15 protein-coding genes, 3 tRNA genes and 1 pseudogene are annotated in these 17,948 nt (G+C 42.0%); 14 read left to right on the forward strand and 5 right to left on the reverse strand.

Translation table 11 applies throughout. The annotated features are described in order from the left end of the window. Positions 1 to 665, reverse strand: a pseudogene (locus tag FXW07_RS14800) (ISNCY family transposase); the annotation flags it as partial. 557 nt (positions 666 to 1,222) lie between these two features. Between FXW07_RS14800 and FXW07_RS14805 the strand changes: the two are divergent. Then, positions 1,223 to 2,035: a serine/threonine protein phosphatase gene (locus FXW07_RS14805; protein WP_229396087.1), complete on the forward strand. Its 813-nt coding sequence runs from the start codon at positions 1,223 to 1,225 to the stop codon at positions 2,033 to 2,035. A gap of 199 nt (positions 2,036 to 2,234) precedes the next feature. Here the strand turns inward: FXW07_RS14805 and FXW07_RS14810 are convergent, their stop codons facing one another. Continuing rightward, the gene (locus FXW07_RS14810; RefSeq protein WP_229396088.1) at positions 2,235 to 3,422 is read right to left on the reverse strand and encodes a tetratricopeptide repeat protein; all 1,188 of its coding nucleotides are present in this window, start codon (positions 3,420 to 3,422) and stop codon (positions 2,235 to 2,237) included. A gap of 590 nt (positions 3,423 to 4,012) precedes the next feature. Between FXW07_RS14810 and FXW07_RS14815 the strand changes: the two genes are divergently transcribed. Continuing rightward, positions 4,013 to 4,417 (forward strand): FxsA family protein, encoded by a 405-nt coding sequence (locus FXW07_RS14815; RefSeq protein ID WP_229396089.1) that lies wholly within the window; start codon positions 4,013 to 4,015, stop codon positions 4,415 to 4,417. Between the two features lie 145 nt (positions 4,418 to 4,562). On the opposite strand, the gene FXW07_RS14820 is transcribed toward FXW07_RS14815, so the two are convergent. Further along, positions 4,563 to 5,279: an LrgB family protein gene (locus FXW07_RS14820; protein WP_229396090.1), complete on the reverse strand. Its 717-nt coding sequence runs from the start codon at positions 5,277 to 5,279 to the stop codon at positions 4,563 to 4,565. 2 nt (positions 5,280 to 5,281) lie between these two features. Next, positions 5,282 to 5,743: a CidA/LrgA family protein gene (locus FXW07_RS14825; RefSeq protein WP_229396091.1), complete on the reverse strand. Its 462-nt coding sequence runs from the start codon at positions 5,741 to 5,743 to the stop codon at positions 5,282 to 5,284. Positions 5,744 to 6,451: 708 nt separating this feature from the next. Here FXW07_RS14825 and FXW07_RS14830 point away from each other — a divergent pair. The 7 genes from FXW07_RS14830 to FXW07_RS14860 all read left to right on the forward strand — a co-directional run bounded on the left by FXW07_RS14830 (position 6,452) and on the right by FXW07_RS14860 (position 11,587). Continuing rightward, positions 6,452 to 6,524, forward strand: a tRNA-Asn gene (locus tag FXW07_RS14830). 117 nt (positions 6,525 to 6,641) lie between these two features. Continuing rightward, a tRNA-Ile gene (locus FXW07_RS14835) sits at positions 6,642 to 6,716 on the forward strand. Positions 6,717 to 6,787: 71 nt separating this feature from the next. Continuing rightward, a tRNA-Asn gene (locus FXW07_RS14840) sits at positions 6,788 to 6,860 on the forward strand. 386 nt (positions 6,861 to 7,246) lie between these two features. Then, on the forward strand, positions 7,247 to 8,170 hold the full coding sequence (locus FXW07_RS14845; RefSeq protein WP_229396092.1) for an aldolase: 924 nt from the start codon (positions 7,247 to 7,249) through the stop codon (positions 8,168 to 8,170). A gap of 86 nt (positions 8,171 to 8,256) precedes the next feature. Then, a complete protein-coding gene (gene pyk / locus FXW07_RS14850) occupies positions 8,257 to 9,690 on the forward strand; it encodes a pyruvate kinase (protein ID WP_229396093.1) in 1,434 nt (477 codons plus the stop codon). A gap of 361 nt (positions 9,691 to 10,051) precedes the next feature. Next, on the forward strand, positions 10,052 to 10,957 hold the full coding sequence (locus FXW07_RS14855) for a hypothetical protein (protein ID WP_229396094.1): 906 nt from the start codon (positions 10,052 to 10,054) through the stop codon (positions 10,955 to 10,957). A 261-nt stretch (positions 10,958 to 11,218) separates the two neighbouring features. After that, a complete protein-coding gene (locus tag FXW07_RS14860) occupies positions 11,219 to 11,587 on the forward strand; it encodes a tetratricopeptide repeat protein (protein ID WP_346655667.1) in 369 nt (122 codons plus the stop codon). Positions 11,588 to 11,965: 378 nt separating this feature from the next. On the opposite strand, the gene FXW07_RS14865 is transcribed toward FXW07_RS14860, so the two are convergent. Beyond that, positions 11,966 to 13,156 carry a geranylgeranyl reductase family protein gene (locus FXW07_RS14865; protein WP_229396096.1) on the reverse strand — a complete coding sequence of 397 codons (1,191 nt, stop codon included), beginning with the start codon at positions 13,154 to 13,156 and terminating at the stop codon, positions 11,966 to 11,968. Positions 13,157 to 13,350: 194 nt separating this feature from the next. Here FXW07_RS14865 and nifH point away from each other — a divergent pair, with 194 nt between their 5' ends. The 5 genes from nifH to nifK are packed head-to-tail and all read left to right on the forward strand — an operon-like array spanning position 13,351 to position 17,944. Continuing rightward, positions 13,351 to 14,172 (forward strand): nitrogenase iron protein, encoded by an 822-nt coding sequence (nifH, locus tag FXW07_RS14870; RefSeq protein ID WP_229396097.1) that lies wholly within the window; start codon positions 13,351 to 13,353, stop codon positions 14,170 to 14,172. A gap of 56 nt (positions 14,173 to 14,228) precedes the next feature. After that, the gene (locus FXW07_RS14875) at positions 14,229 to 14,546 is read left to right on the forward strand and encodes a P-II family nitrogen regulator (protein WP_048154070.1); all 318 of its coding nucleotides are present in this window, start codon (positions 14,229 to 14,231) and stop codon (positions 14,544 to 14,546) included. Positions 14,547 to 14,571: 25 nt separating this feature from the next. Next, entirely contained in the window at positions 14,572 to 14,949 is a 378-nt protein-coding gene (locus FXW07_RS14880) for a P-II family nitrogen regulator (protein ID WP_229396098.1), read from the forward strand. Next, complete coding sequence (gene nifD / locus FXW07_RS14885; RefSeq protein WP_229396099.1) at positions 14,949 to 16,547, forward strand: nitrogenase molybdenum-iron protein alpha chain; 1,599 nt, start codon at positions 14,949 to 14,951, stop codon at positions 16,545 to 16,547. The genes FXW07_RS14880 and nifD overlap by 1 nt, the downstream gene beginning before the upstream one ends. 26 nt (positions 16,548 to 16,573) lie before the next feature. Beyond that, complete coding sequence (gene nifK / locus FXW07_RS14890) at positions 16,574 to 17,944, forward strand: nitrogenase molybdenum-iron protein subunit beta (RefSeq protein ID WP_229396100.1); 1,371 nt, start codon at positions 16,574 to 16,576, stop codon at positions 17,942 to 17,944. Positions 17,945 to 17,948 lie beyond the last annotated feature (4 nt).

Genomic DNA, 17,948 nt, shown 5'->3' on the forward strand with positions numbered 1-17,948 from the left:
AATATATCAGGGTATCTCTTATCAAAGTCCGTAACGATAAACACAGGCTCTGATGCATCCAGATTTTTCTGTAAAAATCCCTTGATGGTTTCTGAACTCTTATCTTCAAAAAGTTCATCTGCTATCGTTCTTTGAGTTTTTGCATCCAGTAAAGTTAAACGGTATTTCTGACATCTTCCTTCTTTTGGATGTTGTTCGTCATAGTGCACCATATGTATATTTTCTGAAAATGGAACAGTTTTCTGTTCCATTTCTTCGTAGAATGCTCTTAAAATAGTGCTTTTTGATCTYGGATAGATGAAGTCCATTATATCAGAAATTCCATCGTATGAAACGTTATGGTATCTGAGTAACTGGAAGAAATCATTGAATGAATTAAAAAGTAAAGTCTTCAGATCTTCCCAAAAACTATGATCTTCTTCGTGTGTATTACCACAATTTGAGCATTTATATCGACCAATGTTGATTTCTCCAAGACCTTCTTTAGTATGAGGATTATAGCCATTATGAACCATTGGAGTACTACAAATTGAACAGACTGGAGGAATTTTTCTACGAAAAATTCCTCGTGTGGTATATTCATAATCGTTTCCAAAACAACCAAAAACGTCTAAGAGAGCAGGGAGCTCCGAAAAGTTATTAAGAGTAAGGTTTATAGTTACCATTGTTTTTGCCGTAACATCATTACATAATTATAGAATTATAATTTTGTGTAGTGATGTTACACTTACTTTTATCACTAGATTTTGGGACTGAGTCTAATTTATGGATTTTTAATTGTCTAAACGCCTTGTCGTGTGAACTTCTTTGCCTGAACTTCTTTGTCTGAACTTCTTTGTCTGAACTTTTTGTTGTCCACCTAGTTGCCTGAAATTTAAGTTGCCTGAAATTTAAGTTGCCTGAACTTTTAACTGCCTGAACTTTTAATTGCTTGAACTTTTAATTGCTTGAACTTTTAATTGCTTGAACTTTTAATTGCTTGAGCTATTAAGTTTACATACTTGATTTTAGACTTTGACACTATAAGCCTGCCTTCACGAACAAAAATTGAGAATTTGCTGGCATAAGAATGCTGGAAGAACTTCTTCTTGAAGCCTGGAAATGTTTATCGCATAAAAATTCCCTGTATCTAAAGAACGCTTTTAGATTAGCTTCCCTAAGAGAGAACATATAGAAAATTTCAGATCGGCTCTCTAAGAAGAACTTGAACAGAGGTTAACCTATGGTATCAGGAAAGGTCTCCAGGAAAATTGCCGCAAAAGAAGAACTACTTCTTATTCTCCCGAAAATAGACCGAGTTTTGGAGTCGGAACCAGCCGTGCTTCGAATTGGCGCCGAGCCTATAATGGTTATTGGAGATATTCACGGGGACCTTCAGGCCCTTGAATTCATAATAGAAAAAAGGCAAGAAATGAACTGTAAGAACATTCTTTTTCTTGGAGATTATGTGGATAGAGGACCTCAAGGTGTCGAAGTACTTACAAAGGTTTTTAGACTGAAGCTTGAAGAGCCTGAACACATATTCTTACTCAGGGGAAATCACGAAACTGTGGATATGAACCTCTACTACGGTTTTTTTGAGGAAATCGGTTTTGATCAGGGTTTTCTTTTAAGGGCCAGCCAGACATATGATAAAATGCCGATAGCAGCTGTACTTTCGGAGCATACATTTTGCGTACACGGCGGGATTAACGGAACCGGCAGCATTGATAGCATCAGGAAGGAAGAAGCCTTTGCTTTTTCTTATCTCTGGAACGATCCTTCAAAACGTCCCGGAATCACCGCTTCGACCCGGGGTTCGACTGTAAAAGAATTCGGGCCAGATATTGTTGATGGTTTTTTACAGACAAATAACCTGAAAAGGATTATAAGAGGCCACACAGCCCTTGAAAATGGGTACAAATGGTGGTTTGATGAGAAATTGCTCTCCCTTTTTTCCTGCCCTGACTATGTTGGACTGGGGAATGCGGCGGCTTTTGCGTTATTTGAAAAAGAAGAGATTAAACTTTTTGTCTTTGGAAAGCAGTATGAATGAAAGGAAGCTTACCAAAAAAAAGCTTACCAAAAAAAGCTTACCAAAAAAAAGCTTACCAAAAAACTCTACTGTAATTTGTTTTGAATATGTCAGCCCATATTCAAAGGATTAATAAAAAGTAAAAAAGAAAATGCCGGGTTGGATGTTATTTTGATCAGAATAAGTTAGGGAAAGATCAGACAAAATTCCAGACATTTTTTTAGTCCAGAATAATCCAGGTTTCGGTCATTTTGCTTCCGATATCCGGATCGAGCTGCATGGCCTTCGTATATTCCTTTTTGGCTTCGTCAAAGCGCCCCATCTTTCTCATAAGAAGGCCATAACTATAGTGAATCGGGGGATAATAGGGATTCAGGACAAGAGCCTGTTCATACTGGTTCTTAGCTTCGTCAAGGCGCCCGATCTCCGAAAGAAGGTTTCCATAACTGTAATGTCCTTCGGCACTCTCGGGGTCCAGACTGAGCGCTTTCTTGTATTCCATTTCAGCTTCGTATCTTCTCCCGAAGCGGGCCAGAAGATTTGCATAATTGGAATGGACTTTTGCATCGTTCTGGTCAAGGGCAAGAGCTTCCATGTATTGTGCTTCGGCTTCTGAAACCCTGCCTTCTCTTGCAAGGAGATTTCCGTATTTAAAAAGAGTTCTCCTGTGTCTCGGGTTAAGAGAAAGAGCTTGTCTGTATTCAACTTCGGCTTCTGAAGAACGCCCCAGAAAAGAAAGTAAAACTCCAAAATTGTGGTGGAGGCTTGGGTCTTCAGGGTCCAGTTCTATTGCAAGCCTGTATTCCTTTTCCGCGCCCCTGAGCCTTCCCAGCTCAAAGAGCATGTTTGCATACCCTCCTCTGGCAGGGACATAGTCAGGATCTGTCGTAAGCGCTCTTGAGTAGCACTCTTCAGCTTCCCTTACATACCCGTACTCGGTCAGGAGGTAAGCATATCCTGTATTTGCTTTTACATGTTCTGGAGAAGCTTCAAGTACAATTTTATATTCCTTCTCAGCCGCTTCTGTCCTTCCAAGTTCTAAAAGAAGTTCGGCATAGGCACACCTTACATCTCCATTTTCTGGATTTTCTTTTAGAGCCTCCAGATAGCTTGCTTCAGCCTCAAGGGAAAATCCCAGAATTTGCGCCGCAGTGCCCAGCGCAAAACAGGCTTCTTCACGGAGCTTTCCGGAAGCCTTTATGAAGCAGGCTTTTGCGAAAACATATTCTTCCATAACCATTTTCTGCTGCTTACAGGCATTCGAAAGGTCAAGCAAATCATAGGGGGAAAACGATTTTTCTTCCGCAAGATCCAGGGCAAAATCAATCGCAGAACACAGATTCTTCTGATCGGATCCTATAGTCCCAATTACTTTATATACAAAGTCATCAATTGCATCGAAGTCCATATATCCGGCACCTCAGAAAAACAAACACTTTTTAGGGGGATAGGCGAAACTATCTTTGTAACATCCGGAGTATATTTTACGTTTTATAGAATATATTAGTGCGCTAGTATTGCGTACAATCTTTAGTATAATATTATTTCATTAAATAGTGCGTTAGATCACGAACATAATATTATAGCAATCGTATAACAGCCTATCCCTTTTTATCGCTAAATAAAATAGTTGCTCTCTTAAAGCAACAGTGCTTTCCTGACAAAGAGAACTTTGCATGATAGAAATAGACCTGTTAAGGCAGGGAATACATGAAAAATAAATGGAAATATATAAAAATATAATAATTATTGTTTGGAATTGAAAAGAAAGTTCCAGTAGAAAAACTGAAAGGGAATGGAAGTAAATCGACTTTAAAAGAGAATAATTGAGAAATCAGGAAAATAGAATCTCAGAACGAAAAAAGCAGGAAAATGTAACATCAAAAAGGCAGGCCAAAGTTTAAAAGCATATTTTAACTATTACTAACATGTATTAAACGTTAATAAGTACTTAATCAGCAATAAAGATATAAATTTAAAATCCTGAAAATGATTAGCATGTTTTTTAAACTCTTCTCTATTTTCCTAATCATCCCCGTTATTGAGCTTTATCTGCTCATCAAGATCGGGGGAATGATCGGAGCCTTAAACACCGTGCTTATTATTCTGACAACCGCAAGCCTGGGCGCTTACCTTGCAAAATCCCAAGGTCTTCGCGTGCTTCGCGAGATCCAGGAATCAACAAGCAGAGGATATATGCCCGGAAACGAGCTCCTGCATGGGTTCTTTGTGTTAGTTGGAAGCTTTGCCCTTATAACTCCGGGTTTTCTGACCGATATAATAGGGCTCTCCATGCTCATACCGCAGATAAGAGGAATCTATGTGGAAATGGCAAAAGGGGTTATAAGAAAAAAGATACAGAACGGTCAGTGGCAGATGAGGATGTACACGGATTTCCGATGATCCCGGATACGTCATTTAAAATATCGGGAAAAATTGATTATAGTGTAATATTTTGCCCTGAAACCGGAATTTTTACTTAGAATTTTTACTTAATATCTGCACCCGAAAATGAAATTTTGCCTGTTTGAAATCTGCCATTTGCCATTCAAGTTATAAGCCCAAAGACATAAAGCAGCATGGGAACCAGGAAAACTGTAATTAAACCTGCGATTCCTATTGCAAGCCCGCTCATTGCCCCTTCGGTTTCTCCAAGTTCTATTGCCCTTGTTGTTCCAAGCGCATGGGATGCGGTGCCGATTGCGACACCAACTGCAACTTTATCTTTTATTCGGAAGCAGCGGCAGATAAACGGGCCCAAAATAGCACCTATAATTCCGGTAAATACGATTGCAGCTACTGTTATTGCAGGCAGGCCACCTATCTGTTTTGAGATTTCAATTCCTATAGGAGTAGTTACGGACTTGGGAGCAAGAGATCTGCTTATGGTATCGTCAAGCCCTAACAGGTTGGAAAGAGCAAGAATACTTGAGATCCCGGCTATGCAGCCTGCAATTATTCCTGCAAGAATAGGAAGTGCATTACTTTTCAATAGCTGGATCTTTTTATAGAGAGGTACTGCAAGAACCACAGTTGCAGGCCCCAGGAAGAAAGAAATATAATTTCCTCCAAGGTTGTAAGTCTCATAATTGATTCCAAAGAAGAGCAGGAAAACCATTACAAGTACAGAAGCCACAAGCAGAGGGTTAAGAATCGAAAGCTGGGTCTTTTTATATAATAGTGTGCCTACCTGGAAAGCTACTAAAGAGAGTAAGATCCCAAACAGAGGCATATTGACAAACTCATTCAAAAAATCGGTCTGCAATTTCAGATCACCTCCTCTCTTCTATTCTCACGGGCATGCACACTTTTTGTATTCCTTCCAGAGTCGTTATTATTAGCTTTATTGCCTATATTTTCTATTTGACAGGCCCTTTTTACCGGCTTTCTCCTGAAAAACCTTTGAACAAGTTCCACAGTAAGCCCTGTTACAGCCAGTATTATAAAGGTAGAAATAAGGGAAACTGCAAGAATATCAGTCATTTTTCCTTCAAGCAAGGCAAAACAGGTTATTAAGCTGGCACCTGCGGGAAGAAAGAAAAAAGCCATGTTCTCCAGTAAAAAATCACTTACTTTGTCTATCATATTGAGTTTAATTACACCTGTATACAGGCTAAAGAAAAGAATGAGCATTCCCAGGACATTGCCCGGAATTGGCAATCCTAAAGCTTTCTGTATCAGGTCGCCAAGGAAATAAATGATAAGAATAATTGAAAATTGTTTTAACAAGGTCGTTTTTCCCTCCCTGATCGAAATAGGACTACAAAATTCCTATATATAATTTTTTTGTCTAAAAAACCTTGTGTTTTCTGTCTCAACAAAATCTTGTGTTTTTTGTCTTCAGGTCGTCCAGCGTTATATGGTTTATATTGCCTGATTAAATATTCAATGACAAACACTTGCGTTTTTGTGCAAGGAACGCAAGTCAGCTTCAGTTGCACTGAGGATCGGAGCAAAAGGACCTAAAAACTACTTTACGTACATCTTGAGAATAATATCAACTAAACCACAAATGAAATTCTTCGAATAACAGGCACAAAGAAATGAAAGGACTTGAAAGAATTTTCATACTAATAATTTTCATGCTAATAATTTTCATGCTAAAATAAAGGACAAACTAACGGTTACAAATAGTAAAAAAGAAAAAGATCCAAATGAAAAAATAATATATTGAATATTATTGGACATTATTGGATATCATAAAATATAATTGAATATCATTGAACATTAACGTAGGAATGTGATCTAAATAAACGGACTGGAATACAATATTTCTAACCAGATGGTACTATTCTGAGTTAACAAACACCTGCTTCATCAGATTTCTCAGTGCATAAATGGTTGTGGAAACCTCTCAAAGCGAAATATATAAATAATATTATCGCTTTAGGAGTGTTCGCGATGAGGTGGGTAAAACGACCACATCCGATTGTATGAGCCGCTTTAACTCAGTTGGTAGAGTGTCTGGCTGTTAACCAGAATGTCGTAGGTTCGAGCCCTGCAAGCGGCGTAAATTTTTGCATTTCTTATTTCTTACACTATTCTTCCTAGAATAGATACAACATATGCAAAAACTTTATTATTTAAGCCATACTATAAGCTACTAATAGCGTCATAGAATCAATAAGGGCCTGTAGCTCAGTCAGGTTAGAGCGCTCGGCTCATAACCGAGCGGTCACCGGTTCAAATCCGGTCAGGCCCATAAACTATATATCCAAAGAATCTCTTGTATAAGAAGGTTCGAGAGTAAACTAATAACTTTCCTATCAAAAAGCCGCTTTAACTCAGTTGGTAGAGTGTCTGGCTGTTAACCAGAATGTCGTAGGTTCGAGCCCTGCAAGCGGCGTAAGACTCTTATGTTTTTAATTAAATTCAAATTATTATTCTCTCTGGCTGTTTTTGCTTTTTATCCATTGAAGTTAAAAATTTTTTTCTAAACTCGGCTTTAGATTTTATCTTATCTTCGCCTGCCTATTAATTAAATTTTAAATTTTCTGAGTCCAGTTCATAGTCAAATTCTTTTTTATAAATCACTTTGTGGAGTCCACATTTTCAGCAGAATATTAATAAATTCGACTCCTGAATAGACATGCGCCAATACTGAGCGGAAAAATTATAAATTTCCTGAGAGGGATAAGGTAGTAAGAAGAATTAGAGATAATACATAAATACACTTTAACAGTATTACTACCATCCAACTAATTACGATTCAATAAAACTGAGGTTTATACAATGGTTTCGATTAATAAAGAGGATGTAACCGTACCTCTGGATGTCCCTAAAGCAATGCGTGAAAATTACGTGAACAATTATATGGAGATGACCCGGGGAACCGGTAGATTAATGCTTTTTGCAGGCGACCAGAAAGTAGAGCATCTGAACGATGATTTTTATGGAGAAGGAGTCCCTGTGGATGATGCTGATCCCGAACACCTTTTCAGGATAGCGTCCCAGGCAAAAATCGGAGTTTTTGCAACCCAGCTCGGACTTATTGCCCGCTACGGCATGGACTATAGGGACTTGCCATATCTTGTAAAGGTAAACTCCAAGACCAATCTCGTTGAGACTGCACAGGCTGATCCTTTTAGCAACCTCTGGTATGACATTGACCAGGTCGTTGAGTTTAAGGAAAACAGTGGGCTCAACATCCTTGGCGTAGGATATACAATCTATCTTGGCAGCGAATTCGAAGCTGATATGCTTGTTCAGGCCGCTCAGGTAATTTACGATGCCCACCAGCATGGACTGTTATCCGTGCTCTGGATCTACCCACGCGGTGAAGCTGTAAAAGATGAAAAAGACCCACACCTTATTGCAGGAGCAACAGGAGTCGGAGCCTGCCTTGGTACGGACTTTGTAAAGGTCAATTACCCGAAAAAGGAAGGGGCAAAGTCTGCCGAGGTCTTTAAGGAAGCTATCAAAGCTGCAGGGCGCACTAAGGTCGTTTGCGCAGGCGGTTCCAGTGACGAAGCTGAAGCTTTCCTGAAAAAGCTCTATGACCAGATTCATGTTTCCGGAGCACAGGGAAATGCAACCGGAAGAAACATTCACCAGAAGCCTCTTGATGAAGCTGTCCGCATGTGTAATGCTGTCTATGCAATAACGGTTGAAGATGCAAGCGTCGCAGATGCCCTTAATATCTATAAGGGCAAATAATAATATCTGTAGAAGCCTGCAGAATATCAATACGAATTCTTAAGGCTGCATTGATTAATAGGTTGGGCATTAAAGGTCGTGAAAATATGCAAATTCCGGACCATAAAACAAAGATCGTCTGCACCATAGGCCCTGCTTCCTCTTCCGAGGAAATGATCAGGAAACTTGTGCTTGCTGGAATGAACGTGGCGAGGATCAATTTTTCCCACGGGAGTTTCGAAAGCCATGGCGAAGTAATCCGGAGAGTCCGCAAGGTTGCAGAGGAACTTGACAGGACAGTTGCGATTCTCGCCGACCTGCCAGGCCCTAAGATCCGTATAGGCAAACTGGAAAAAGAACCTATCGTGCTCCATAAAGGAAACCCTGTGACCCTTACGGTTGACGAGACTGCCGGAAATGATACACGCATTCCTGTAAGCTACAAGCAGCTTCCAGAAAGTGTGGCTCCAGGGAACCTTATTTACTTAAGCGACGGGTTTATCCAGCTTCGCTGCCTGGAAATTTCGGGAAAAGATGTGCGTTGTGAGGTCCTTATAGGGGGTCCACTCTATTCTCATAAAGGGCTAAATCTACCAGGGGCAAAGATCTTAGTTGATCCTATAACGGGAAGGGATCTGGAAATTCTTGATTTTGCCCTTCGCGAGGGGATCGACACTTTCAGCATTTCTTTTATAGAAAGTGCGGAAGATATTCGTAAGGTCCGGGATTTTGCTGCAGCTAAAGAAAAGTCTGTATATATTGTTGCTAAAATCGAACGCAGGCAGGCTGTTGAGAATATCCAGGAAATTCTAAAAGAAACCGATGCTCTCATGATTGCCAGAGGAGATCTTGGGGTCGAAATTCCTATCCAGGAAGTTCCTTCAGTCCAGAAGGAACTTATCTATAGCGCAAAACTTCTTGGAATTCCGGTAATTACAGCCACTCAAATGCTGGCCTCAATGACTGATAATATAAGGCCTACCCGCGCAGAAGCAACCGATGTTGCCAATGCAATCCTTGATGGCACGGATGCGGTCATGCTTTCGGAAGAGACGGCAGTTGGGAATTATCCTGTGGAAGCTGTTGAAATGATGGCAAAAATTGCAAAAACCACAGAAGACTGGCGTTCCAGGACAAAATGGGGACTTGACACTATTCTCAAGGGCATAACAGCAAGAGAGATGTCAGTGGATGAGGTAATAACCCTCCAGGTGCATGAAGCCCTGCAAAAACTGCCGGTTGCAGCCGTAATGACCCCAACCCGAAGCGGAGCAACACCCCGCAGGATCTCACGTTTTAAGCCTGATACCTGGATCCTTGCTTTCAGCCGCGTCCCGAGAACCTGCGGCTTCCTCTCTTTATCCTATGGTGTTTATCCCGTTGCTGTAAAAGAAAATATTGAAAGCTGGGAAAAAGAGACTACTGAGAAAGCCAAAGAACTTGGATTTGTTAAAAGCAGAGACATTGTTGTTTTCACCCAGGGTCCGTCTTCAGGAAAACCCGGAGGCACAAATATGCTTAAAATCCTCACCCTTGAGTGAAAAAGTCGGCATATCCATTCGTGGTAAGCAACCCCAGTTTAAACCCAATTCCAGATCTTAGATTCAGTACTCGGTTTTATGAGAAAAATATCAGGAAAAGTTCTTATCTTAACAAATCTCAAACAAGTATGTTTAAGTCGATATGTTTAGATATCAAGTACGTGATTTTTACTGTCAGAATGTTCAAGCCGATATGTTTAGATATCAGGTGCATGATTTCTATGGTCAAATGTTTAAGACAATATGTTTAGATATCAGGTGCATGATTTCTATGGTCAAATGTTTAAGACAATATGTTTAGATATCATATGCATGATTTCTACTGTCCGAAAAATTAACTTTATGTAATGAGGTTTCATTGATGAAACAAAAGGACCCAGTAACAAAAAACCAGAGATATCTGGCTGTTTTTTTGGCATTAACAATGCTTTTGTCAGCCGGTGCGATCTTCTTTTCAGGTAACTCAAATAAAGATAAGAGTGATAATGCTTCTTCTTCCGGAAATCTGGAGGAAAATAATACGATCGCTTTTTCTCAAATTCCTGGCAGACAGGTCCACCATGAATTCAACTCCATTGCCGACGGGTTAAACATGTCCCCTGAAGGGGTAGTAAGCGCTTCATACGTAGACCTTCAGAGAACGACAGGAACTCCATTTGAACAGTTCTTTGGGAATCAAACAATTATGTATTCTCTATATGGGGCAGACGTAACCAAACGCTATGGGGCACGTTATGCTGATGGTAATGGGTTCGAACTCCACCAGATTCCGGAGCGTAAAATGATAATGCCCTGGGGAGCAGTCCAGTACGATAACTACAGTCTCCTTGCAAGGACAAATAATACCTATGACATTTGGAATGTAGCCGGAAGCCCTGTGATCCTTGGTTCTCGCCAGAGCGTGCAAGATGTGATTGACGTGCTGCAAGGAAACGCAACTGCTTCAACCGAATACAATAGCCTCCTGAGCCAGGCGAATACTGAAGGAAGCCTCTACCAGGAATTGACCGTAAAGACGAATAATTCTACTCTTCCGGCCGATCAACGCTACATGGATATCAAAAAACTGGATGACGGCAGTTACAGTCAGACGTTCCTTTACCTTAATCCCGAATCCAACTTCACTGATGAGATTAAGGCTCTGCAGGCAAACTCCACCGAACGCGGAGTAACCTACAACGTAACTACCTCAGGAAACATTACCAAAATGATGATTACTTCCGACTTTAGAAGCTTACTTAACGAAACAGAAATGCTTTCACAGTAAGCTCCTAAATTTTTTCTTTTTTAAATGTCCTTATATTCAAATGTTTTTAATTTGTTAGCATTTTGCATTTTCAATACTATTTTCCGGTGCCTTACCCCGTTTATGTTTAGATATTTCATCCTTAATGTTTCGGTTTGACATCCTTCTTTTATATCATGTTTACTATTTTTATTCCAGATTTTTATTTAATTTTCTTTTTGCTACTTCGGCTAAAAGAAGAATCATCTATTTCTACCTCCAGACCAATCTTCTAAATAGGGAGTGATATTATTGGGCTTTCTAGACAGCTTATTCAAAAAGAAAATTGAGGGCAAGACCGCAGAGGAATGGTACAGGCTTGCGACTAGCGAAACAGATCCCGAAAAAAAGATTGAGTATTTCGATAAGGTTCTGAAGCTGAAACCTGATTTTGCAGGAGTCTGGAACCTCAGAGGACTTGAATATGTAATTCTCGGAAGATACGAAGAAGCTATTGCCTCTTTTGATAAAGCCCTTGAGATACGGCCTGTCTACCCGGAAGCAAAGTACAATAAAGAAGATGCAGAAACCGAATTAAGAAAGAGGAGGATGCCCGAAGCAAAAGCAGGAGAAAGAGGAGGAGAATCAATTACAGAAGAGAAAGAAATGTAAAGGAAGTAACTTAATTTTAAAACAGCGAAGGAGATCCCCACTACTTTAGTGGTGGGATAAATCCGTCAACTGTAACAGATTACATTTACTGATGACGTTTTTAATCATATAAACTTGACAATAGAAATCTGTATTCTATTGTCAAGTTTTGTTATGGAAGCTGCAAATGCTACAAGAGCCGCTTGACTTTGCTATTGAACTCTGAGTCTGGGGTTCTGTAGAGAAATTCTACAGTAAAACTTGGAACGGTGTATGCAAGACACGACTAAATAGTCGCTCCTTTGTGCACCTATTCTTCTTTTCTTCGTTTTTCATACAACTTATTCTTTTCTCCGGTTTTTCATATAACTTATTCTTTTCTGCATATTTCCATCCAGATTATTTCTTTCCGCGGTTCAGCGCCTGGAGTCCAAGTTTTACGGGCCCTGGGAGTTTACCGCATTGCATGACTTTCATATGTTCAGGAGAAATGAGTTTGAAAGCTGCATTCATCAGAGTATCGGATTTCATAATCCCATCCATAAGCTTCCTTGCCTGTACCGACGTTTCCAGTGCCGGTCCGAACTGAGCTCTCCAGCGGCGGTCGTATTCTTCAAGCCGGCACATCCCGGCTGCAAACTCAGCTACAGTTTCTCCCGCTACTTTTCCCGCAATCATTGCAGGAGGAATTCCACCTCCGTTTGTTGCAAAAACATGGCCTGCTGCGTCCCCTACAATCAGTGTGTTTTCAGTTGCGGTTCTTTCAGGAGCGCCATTTACAGGGATAATTCCTGCAATAACGTTCATAATTATGCAGTTTTTCAGTTTTGGTCCTGCAAGCGGATGGTCCCTCATAAAACGGTGCAGGTACTCTTTTGCAGAGACACCTTTCTCAGCCATACCGCTTCGGATACCGATTCCAACATTTGCCCGGTCCTGGCCTTCGGGAAAAATCCATGCATAGCCACCGGGCACAAAATCCTTTCCGAAATACATTTCCAGGGAAGAAGGATCAATATCCACATTTTTGATCTGGTATTCAAGAGCAACCGATGTTTCCCTTGACTCGGGCTTAAGGGCAAGACCTTTTGATTTTGCTACAAGGGAATTGGGACCGTCAGCTCCGATAATCGCTTTTGCTTTAATTCTGTGTTTCCCAAAGATTCCTGAAGTTTCAACAGTTGTCCCCTCAATTTTTGTTACGCGGGTTTTAATCATCAGTTCCGCTCCTGTTTTTGCTGCCTGTTCGGCAAGGAACTGGTCATACCTGCGCCGGTCGAGGACTGTCCCCCTGACAGCGAACTCTTTTATATTACAGTTTGGAGTGACAATACGCTGAGTATCAATACGCTGCAGCACACAGGAATCAGGGTAGTTTTTCAGTGTGTCTGGAAGCCTGGCTTCACGGATCAGGGCCTGGACTTCCGAAGCATCAGGGAGGAAGCCAGCACACTGAATAGGGCTCCCTATTTCTCTTTTTTTATCAAGAAGAAGCACCGAGGCGCCTTTCTTTGCAGCATACATTGCGGCTGTAGAACCTGCAGGGCCTGCACCAACAACGATTACATCATAAGAGGCTTCAGGGATCATCAAAGGGTCTTCCTGTTATTCTTTTTAGCTCTGCAATTTACAGGGAATTGTTTATTAATTCTTTCCTGAAACTCACAAATAAAGTCAATTAGTTATAATAGATATCTCACTAAGGGAAAGATATAAATACAATTACATAGTACAACGGTTACCGGCTTCCTGTGCCGAAGAAAGAATTAAGGAGCAAGGAAAAAATGAGACAGATAGCAATTTACGGAAAAGGTGGAATAGGAAAGTCCACTACCACGCAAAATCTGACTGCGGCCCTTTCGACTATGGGCAATAAAATTTTGCTTGTAGGATGTGACCCAAAAGCAGATTCCACCAGAATGCTGCTTGGCGGCCTGAACCAGAAAACTGTACTTGATACACTTAGAAGTGAAGGAGATGAGGGAGTTGACCTTGAGACTGTCTTACAGCCGGGCTTTGGTGGCATAAAGTGTGTGGAATCCGGAGGGCCTGAACCGGGTGTCGGATGTGCAGGCAGGGGAATTATCACTTCAATCGGGCTACTCGAAAACCTTGGAGCATATACCGAGGACCTTGACTATGTATTCTACGACGTACTTGGTGACGTCGTATGCGGTGGATTTGCAATGCCTATCCGCGAAGGAAAAGCCAAAGAGATTTACATAGTTGCCAGTGGAGAACTGATGGCTATCTATGCTGCAAATAACATTTGTAAAGGACTTGCTAAGTTTGCCAAGGGTGGAGCCCGTCTGGGAGGCATCATCTGCAACAGCAGGAAGGTGGATGGAGAACGTGAACTCCTCGAAGCTTTCGCAAAGAAACTTGGAAGTCATTTAATTCACTTCGTGCCCAGGGACAACATTGTCCAGAGAGCAGAAATTAACAGGAAGACTGTAATTGACTTTGACCCCGAATCCGACCAGGCAAAAGAGTACCTGACCCTTGCCGAAAACGTCCAGAACAACAACAAACTTGTTGTCCCGACGCCGCTTCCAATGGAAGAATTAGAGGCCATGATGGTTGAATTCGGAATTGTTGAGATATGATGGTTGAGTTCGGAACTGTAAATCTATAATTATTGAGTGAAGAGGAGTTAAAAATTATGCAGATGATACGTGCAATCATCAGACCAGGAATGGAAACCAAAGTTATCGAGAGCCTTGAAAAAGAAGGTTGTATTTCTCTTACAAAAATGGAAGTCTTCGGAAGAGGGAAGCAGAAAGGGATCCATATAGCAGACATCAACTATGACGAACTGCAGAAGACCATGCTTCTGATGGTAGTAGAAGACGAACATAAAGACAGGGCTATACAGACTATAATGGAGTCCGCCAGGACCGGAAAATACGGAGATGGTAGGATCTTCGTAACCCCTGTGGAAGAAGCCTATACCATAAGGACTGGAAAACCAGGACTTTAAAGCCGGATTTTCGGAGGAAAATCCTATGAAAGAGATAACTGCGATAATCAGGATGAACAAAGCCCAGAGAACTAAAGATGTCCTGCTTGAATGCGGCTTTCCTTCTTTTACCGTAAGAAGGGTTATGGGCCGCGGAAAACAAAGAGGGCTTTGCCATGAATTCAATCCCCCTCTGCCAGATCCGGAAAAAGAAGCTGAGACCTGTATTCGCTTTATTCCAAAACGCATGTTCACAATCGTTGTGGATGACGAAGATGTAAGTGAAGTGGTCCAGAAAATCATAGAAGTTAACCAGACCGGAAATGCAGGAGATGGAAAGATTTTCGTTTCAGACGTTACTGAAGCAATCCGTATCCGGACTGGTGAAAGCGGAGAGGCGACTGTAAATAAGGAGCTGGTATAATGGGAGCAGAAATAGATTCCAAAATTGAAGAAGAACAAAAGCTTGTCGATGAAATGTTAAAAGTGCTCCCGGAAAAAGCTGCAAGGAACAGAAGAAAACACATAGTTGTTAGAGACTGTTGTACTGAACAGCATATAGATGCCAATGAAAAGGTAATTCCAGGCATCCTTACAAACCGCGGGTGTGCTTTTGCAGGCTCGAAAGGTGTGGTCTTCGGGCCAATCAAGGATATGGTGCACATCGTCCACGGTCCTATAGGTTGTGCATTCTATACCTGGGGGACCAGGCGAAACCTTGCAAAAGCAGAAGAAGGCGAAGACAACTTCAGTAATTACTGCGTATGCACAGACATGAAGGAAACTGACATCGTTTTTGGTGGTGAGAAAAAGCTCAAAAAAGCCATTGACGAGGTTGTAAAGATCTTCAAGCCTGAAGCAATAAGCATCTCTGCAACCTGTCCTGTAGGGCTTATCGGAGACGATATAGAAGCCGTTGCCGCGCAAGCTGAAAAAGATTATGGGATCAAGATTGTTCCTTCCAGATGTGAAGGATATAAAGGAGTTAGCCAGTCAGCAGGACACCACATTGCAAGCAATGTCCTGATGGAACACCTTATCGGAACCGAGAAACTTGAAGACCCAACACCCTTTGACATTAATGTCTTCGGGGAATACAATATAGGCGGAGACTTCTGGGAAATAAAGCCAATCCTTGAAAAAATAGGGTACAGAATTGTCTCAACCTTCACTGGAGATGGTTCATTTCATAAAATTGCGCAGGCTCACCAGGCAAAACTCAGCATTCTGCTCTGCCACCGTTCTATCAACTACACGAACCGCATGATGGAAGAAAAATACGGACTTCCCTGGCTGAAGGTCAATTACATAGGCACGAAGGGCACTGAAAAATCCCTTCGGAAAATGTCAGAGTACTTTGACGATCCGGAGCTTACAAGGAAAACTGAAGAAACCATTGCCGAAGAAAAGGCAAAGTATAAGGATGAAATCGATAGGTACAGAAAGAAACTCCAGGGAAAAACCGCCTTCATCTATGCCGGAGGTTCCAGAGCGGATCACTATACAGGCCTCTTTGAGGAACTTGGCATGAAAGTGATTGTTGCAGGCTACCAGTTTGCCCACAGAGATGACTACGAAGGCAGGCAGATCATACCACAGATCAAGGAGAATGCTCTTGGCTCAATTCTGGAGGACATACACTATGAAAGGGATGAAAGCATCGAACCTGCAGTCAGCCCGGAAAGGATTGAAGAACTGAAAAAGAAAATTGGACTCATGGAATATGAAGGTCTTTTCCCTGATACGAGAGACGGCACCGTTGTTGTCGATGATCTTAACCACCACGAGACGGAAGCTCTTGTAAAATCCCTTAAGCCAGATATTTTCTGCTCTGGAATCAAGGATAAGTACTGGGCTCAGAAACTTGGAGTCCCGTCAAGGCAGATCCATTCATACGATTACAGCGGAAGGTATACAGGCTTTTCCGGAGTTTTGAACTTTGCAAAGGACATTGATATGGCTTTGCACAGCCCTACCTGGAAGTTCATACACCCACCCTGGAAAGCTTCAGGAGTATACTGAGAGGCAAAAAACAAGAGGTGATAAAAATGCTTGACTATACCCCATGTGAAGAAATAACCAGAGAAGCAGTAACCATTAACCCTGCAAAAACCTGCCAGCCAATTGGCGCAGTCTATGCAGCTCTTGGTGTACACAACTGCATGCCACACAGTCACGGGTCCCAGGGATGCCTCTCTTACCTGCGTATGTGCTTAAGCAGGCACTACCGGGAAGCGGCACTGGCAACTACCAGCAGTTTCTCGGAAGGTACTGCCGTTTTCGGAGGCGCATCAAACCTCAAGGAAGCCCTCGTAAACCTGACTACAGTCTACAAACCTGAAGTAATCGCCATCCATACCACCTGCGTAGCTGAAACAATAGGTGACGACATAGGGGTCATCTTAGAAGACGTAAGTGCTGAAGAACTCATAGACCCTTCTATTAAGATCTGTGCAGCTTCTACCCCCAGTTACGTGGGCACCCATGTTACAGGCTATGACAACATGGTAAAGGCCTTTGTAACCACCTTTGCCAAAAAAAGCAAACCAAACGGGAAATTAAACCTCATCCCCGGTTTTGTAGAACCTGGGGACATACGGGAAATGAAACGCATATTCTCAATAATGGGAATTTCCAGCATTGTGTTTCCCGATACGACTGACGTCTTTGACGCTCCTCTGACCGGAGAACCCATGATGTATCCAAAAGGTGGGACTCCTATAGGTGACATAGAGGATTCCGCAAACTCAGTTGGGACAATTGCTCTCTGCAAAATGGCAGGAGGATCGGCTGCAAAGATACTTGAAAGCCGCTACAAAGTCCCGGCAAAAATAGGGCCTACTCCCATAGGGATCAGGAATACCGACCGTTTTGTAATGAATGCGGCAAAACTTGCTAATGTGGCAATTCCTCCCGAACTTGAAGATGAGAGGGGAAGGCTTGTGGATATGATGACGGATGCTCACCCGCACTACCACGGAAAAAGGGTAGCTATTTACGGGGACCCTGATATCCTTACAGGCCTGACCAGTCTTGTGATGGAAATGGGTATGGAACCTGCTGTAGTACTTACAGGAACCCAGAGTTCGGAGTTCGAAAAAGAGGTAGAAGAACTCATAGGTCCGGAGTACCCGGAGGCTGATGTAATTTCCGGAGGGGACATGTTTACCCTTCACCAGATCATCAAGAGAAAATCTGTGGATCTCCTTATCGGCAATACCTACGGGAAATTCATCTCAAGAGCAGAGGATGTTCCCCTGATCAGGGTAGGCTTCCCGATTATGGACAGGGCAAACCTGCACTACTTCCCGATCATGGGATACGCAGGAGCTGCAAGACTGGTAGAGCGTATAGGAAATACCCTCCTTGACAGGAAAGACAGGGATGCTCCAGACTGGCTACTTGAGACCATCGAGTAAACCC

This window comes from Methanosarcina sp. DH1 (assembly GCF_020804205.1).
Taxonomy (GTDB): domain Archaea; phylum Halobacteriota; class Methanosarcinia; order Methanosarcinales; family Methanosarcinaceae; genus Methanosarcina; species Methanosarcina vacuolata.

What these genes read in the sequence shown, in the direction of transcription:
- FXW07_RS14855 (WP_229396094.1), top strand. Translation starts at nt 10,052, where the DNA reads ATGAAACAAAAGGACCCAGTAACAAAAAACCAGAGATATCTGGCTGTT.
- nifD (WP_229396099.1), top strand. Translation starts at nt 14,949, where the DNA reads ATGGGAGCAGAAATAGATTCCAAAATTGAAGAAGAACAAAAGCTTGTC.
- FXW07_RS14810 (WP_229396088.1), bottom strand. Translation starts at nt 3,422, where the DNA reads ATGGACTTCGATGCAATTGATGACTTTGTATATAAAGTAATTGGGACT.
- FXW07_RS14815 (WP_229396089.1), top strand. Translation starts at nt 4,013, where the DNA reads ATGTTTTTTAAACTCTTCTCTATTTTCCTAATCATCCCCGTTATTGAG.
- FXW07_RS14875 (WP_048154070.1), top strand. Translation starts at nt 14,229, where the DNA reads ATGCAGATGATACGTGCAATCATCAGACCAGGAATGGAAACCAAAGTT.
- nifH (WP_229396097.1), top strand. Translation starts at nt 13,351, where the DNA reads ATGAGACAGATAGCAATTTACGGAAAAGGTGGAATAGGAAAGTCCACT.
- FXW07_RS14805 (WP_229396087.1), top strand. Translation starts at nt 1,223, where the DNA reads ATGGTATCAGGAAAGGTCTCCAGGAAAATTGCCGCAAAAGAAGAACTA.
- FXW07_RS14880 (WP_229396098.1), top strand. Translation starts at nt 14,572, where the DNA reads ATGAAAGAGATAACTGCGATAATCAGGATGAACAAAGCCCAGAGAACT.
- FXW07_RS14865 (WP_229396096.1), bottom strand. Translation starts at nt 13,156, where the DNA reads ATGATCCCTGAAGCCTCTTATGATGTAATCGTTGTTGGTGCAGGCCCT.
- FXW07_RS14845 (WP_229396092.1), top strand. Translation starts at nt 7,247, where the DNA reads ATGGTTTCGATTAATAAAGAGGATGTAACCGTACCTCTGGATGTCCCT.
- pyk (WP_229396093.1), top strand. Translation starts at nt 8,257, where the DNA reads ATGCAAATTCCGGACCATAAAACAAAGATCGTCTGCACCATAGGCCCT.
- nifK (WP_229396100.1), top strand. Translation starts at nt 16,574, where the DNA reads ATGCTTGACTATACCCCATGTGAAGAAATAACCAGAGAAGCAGTAACC.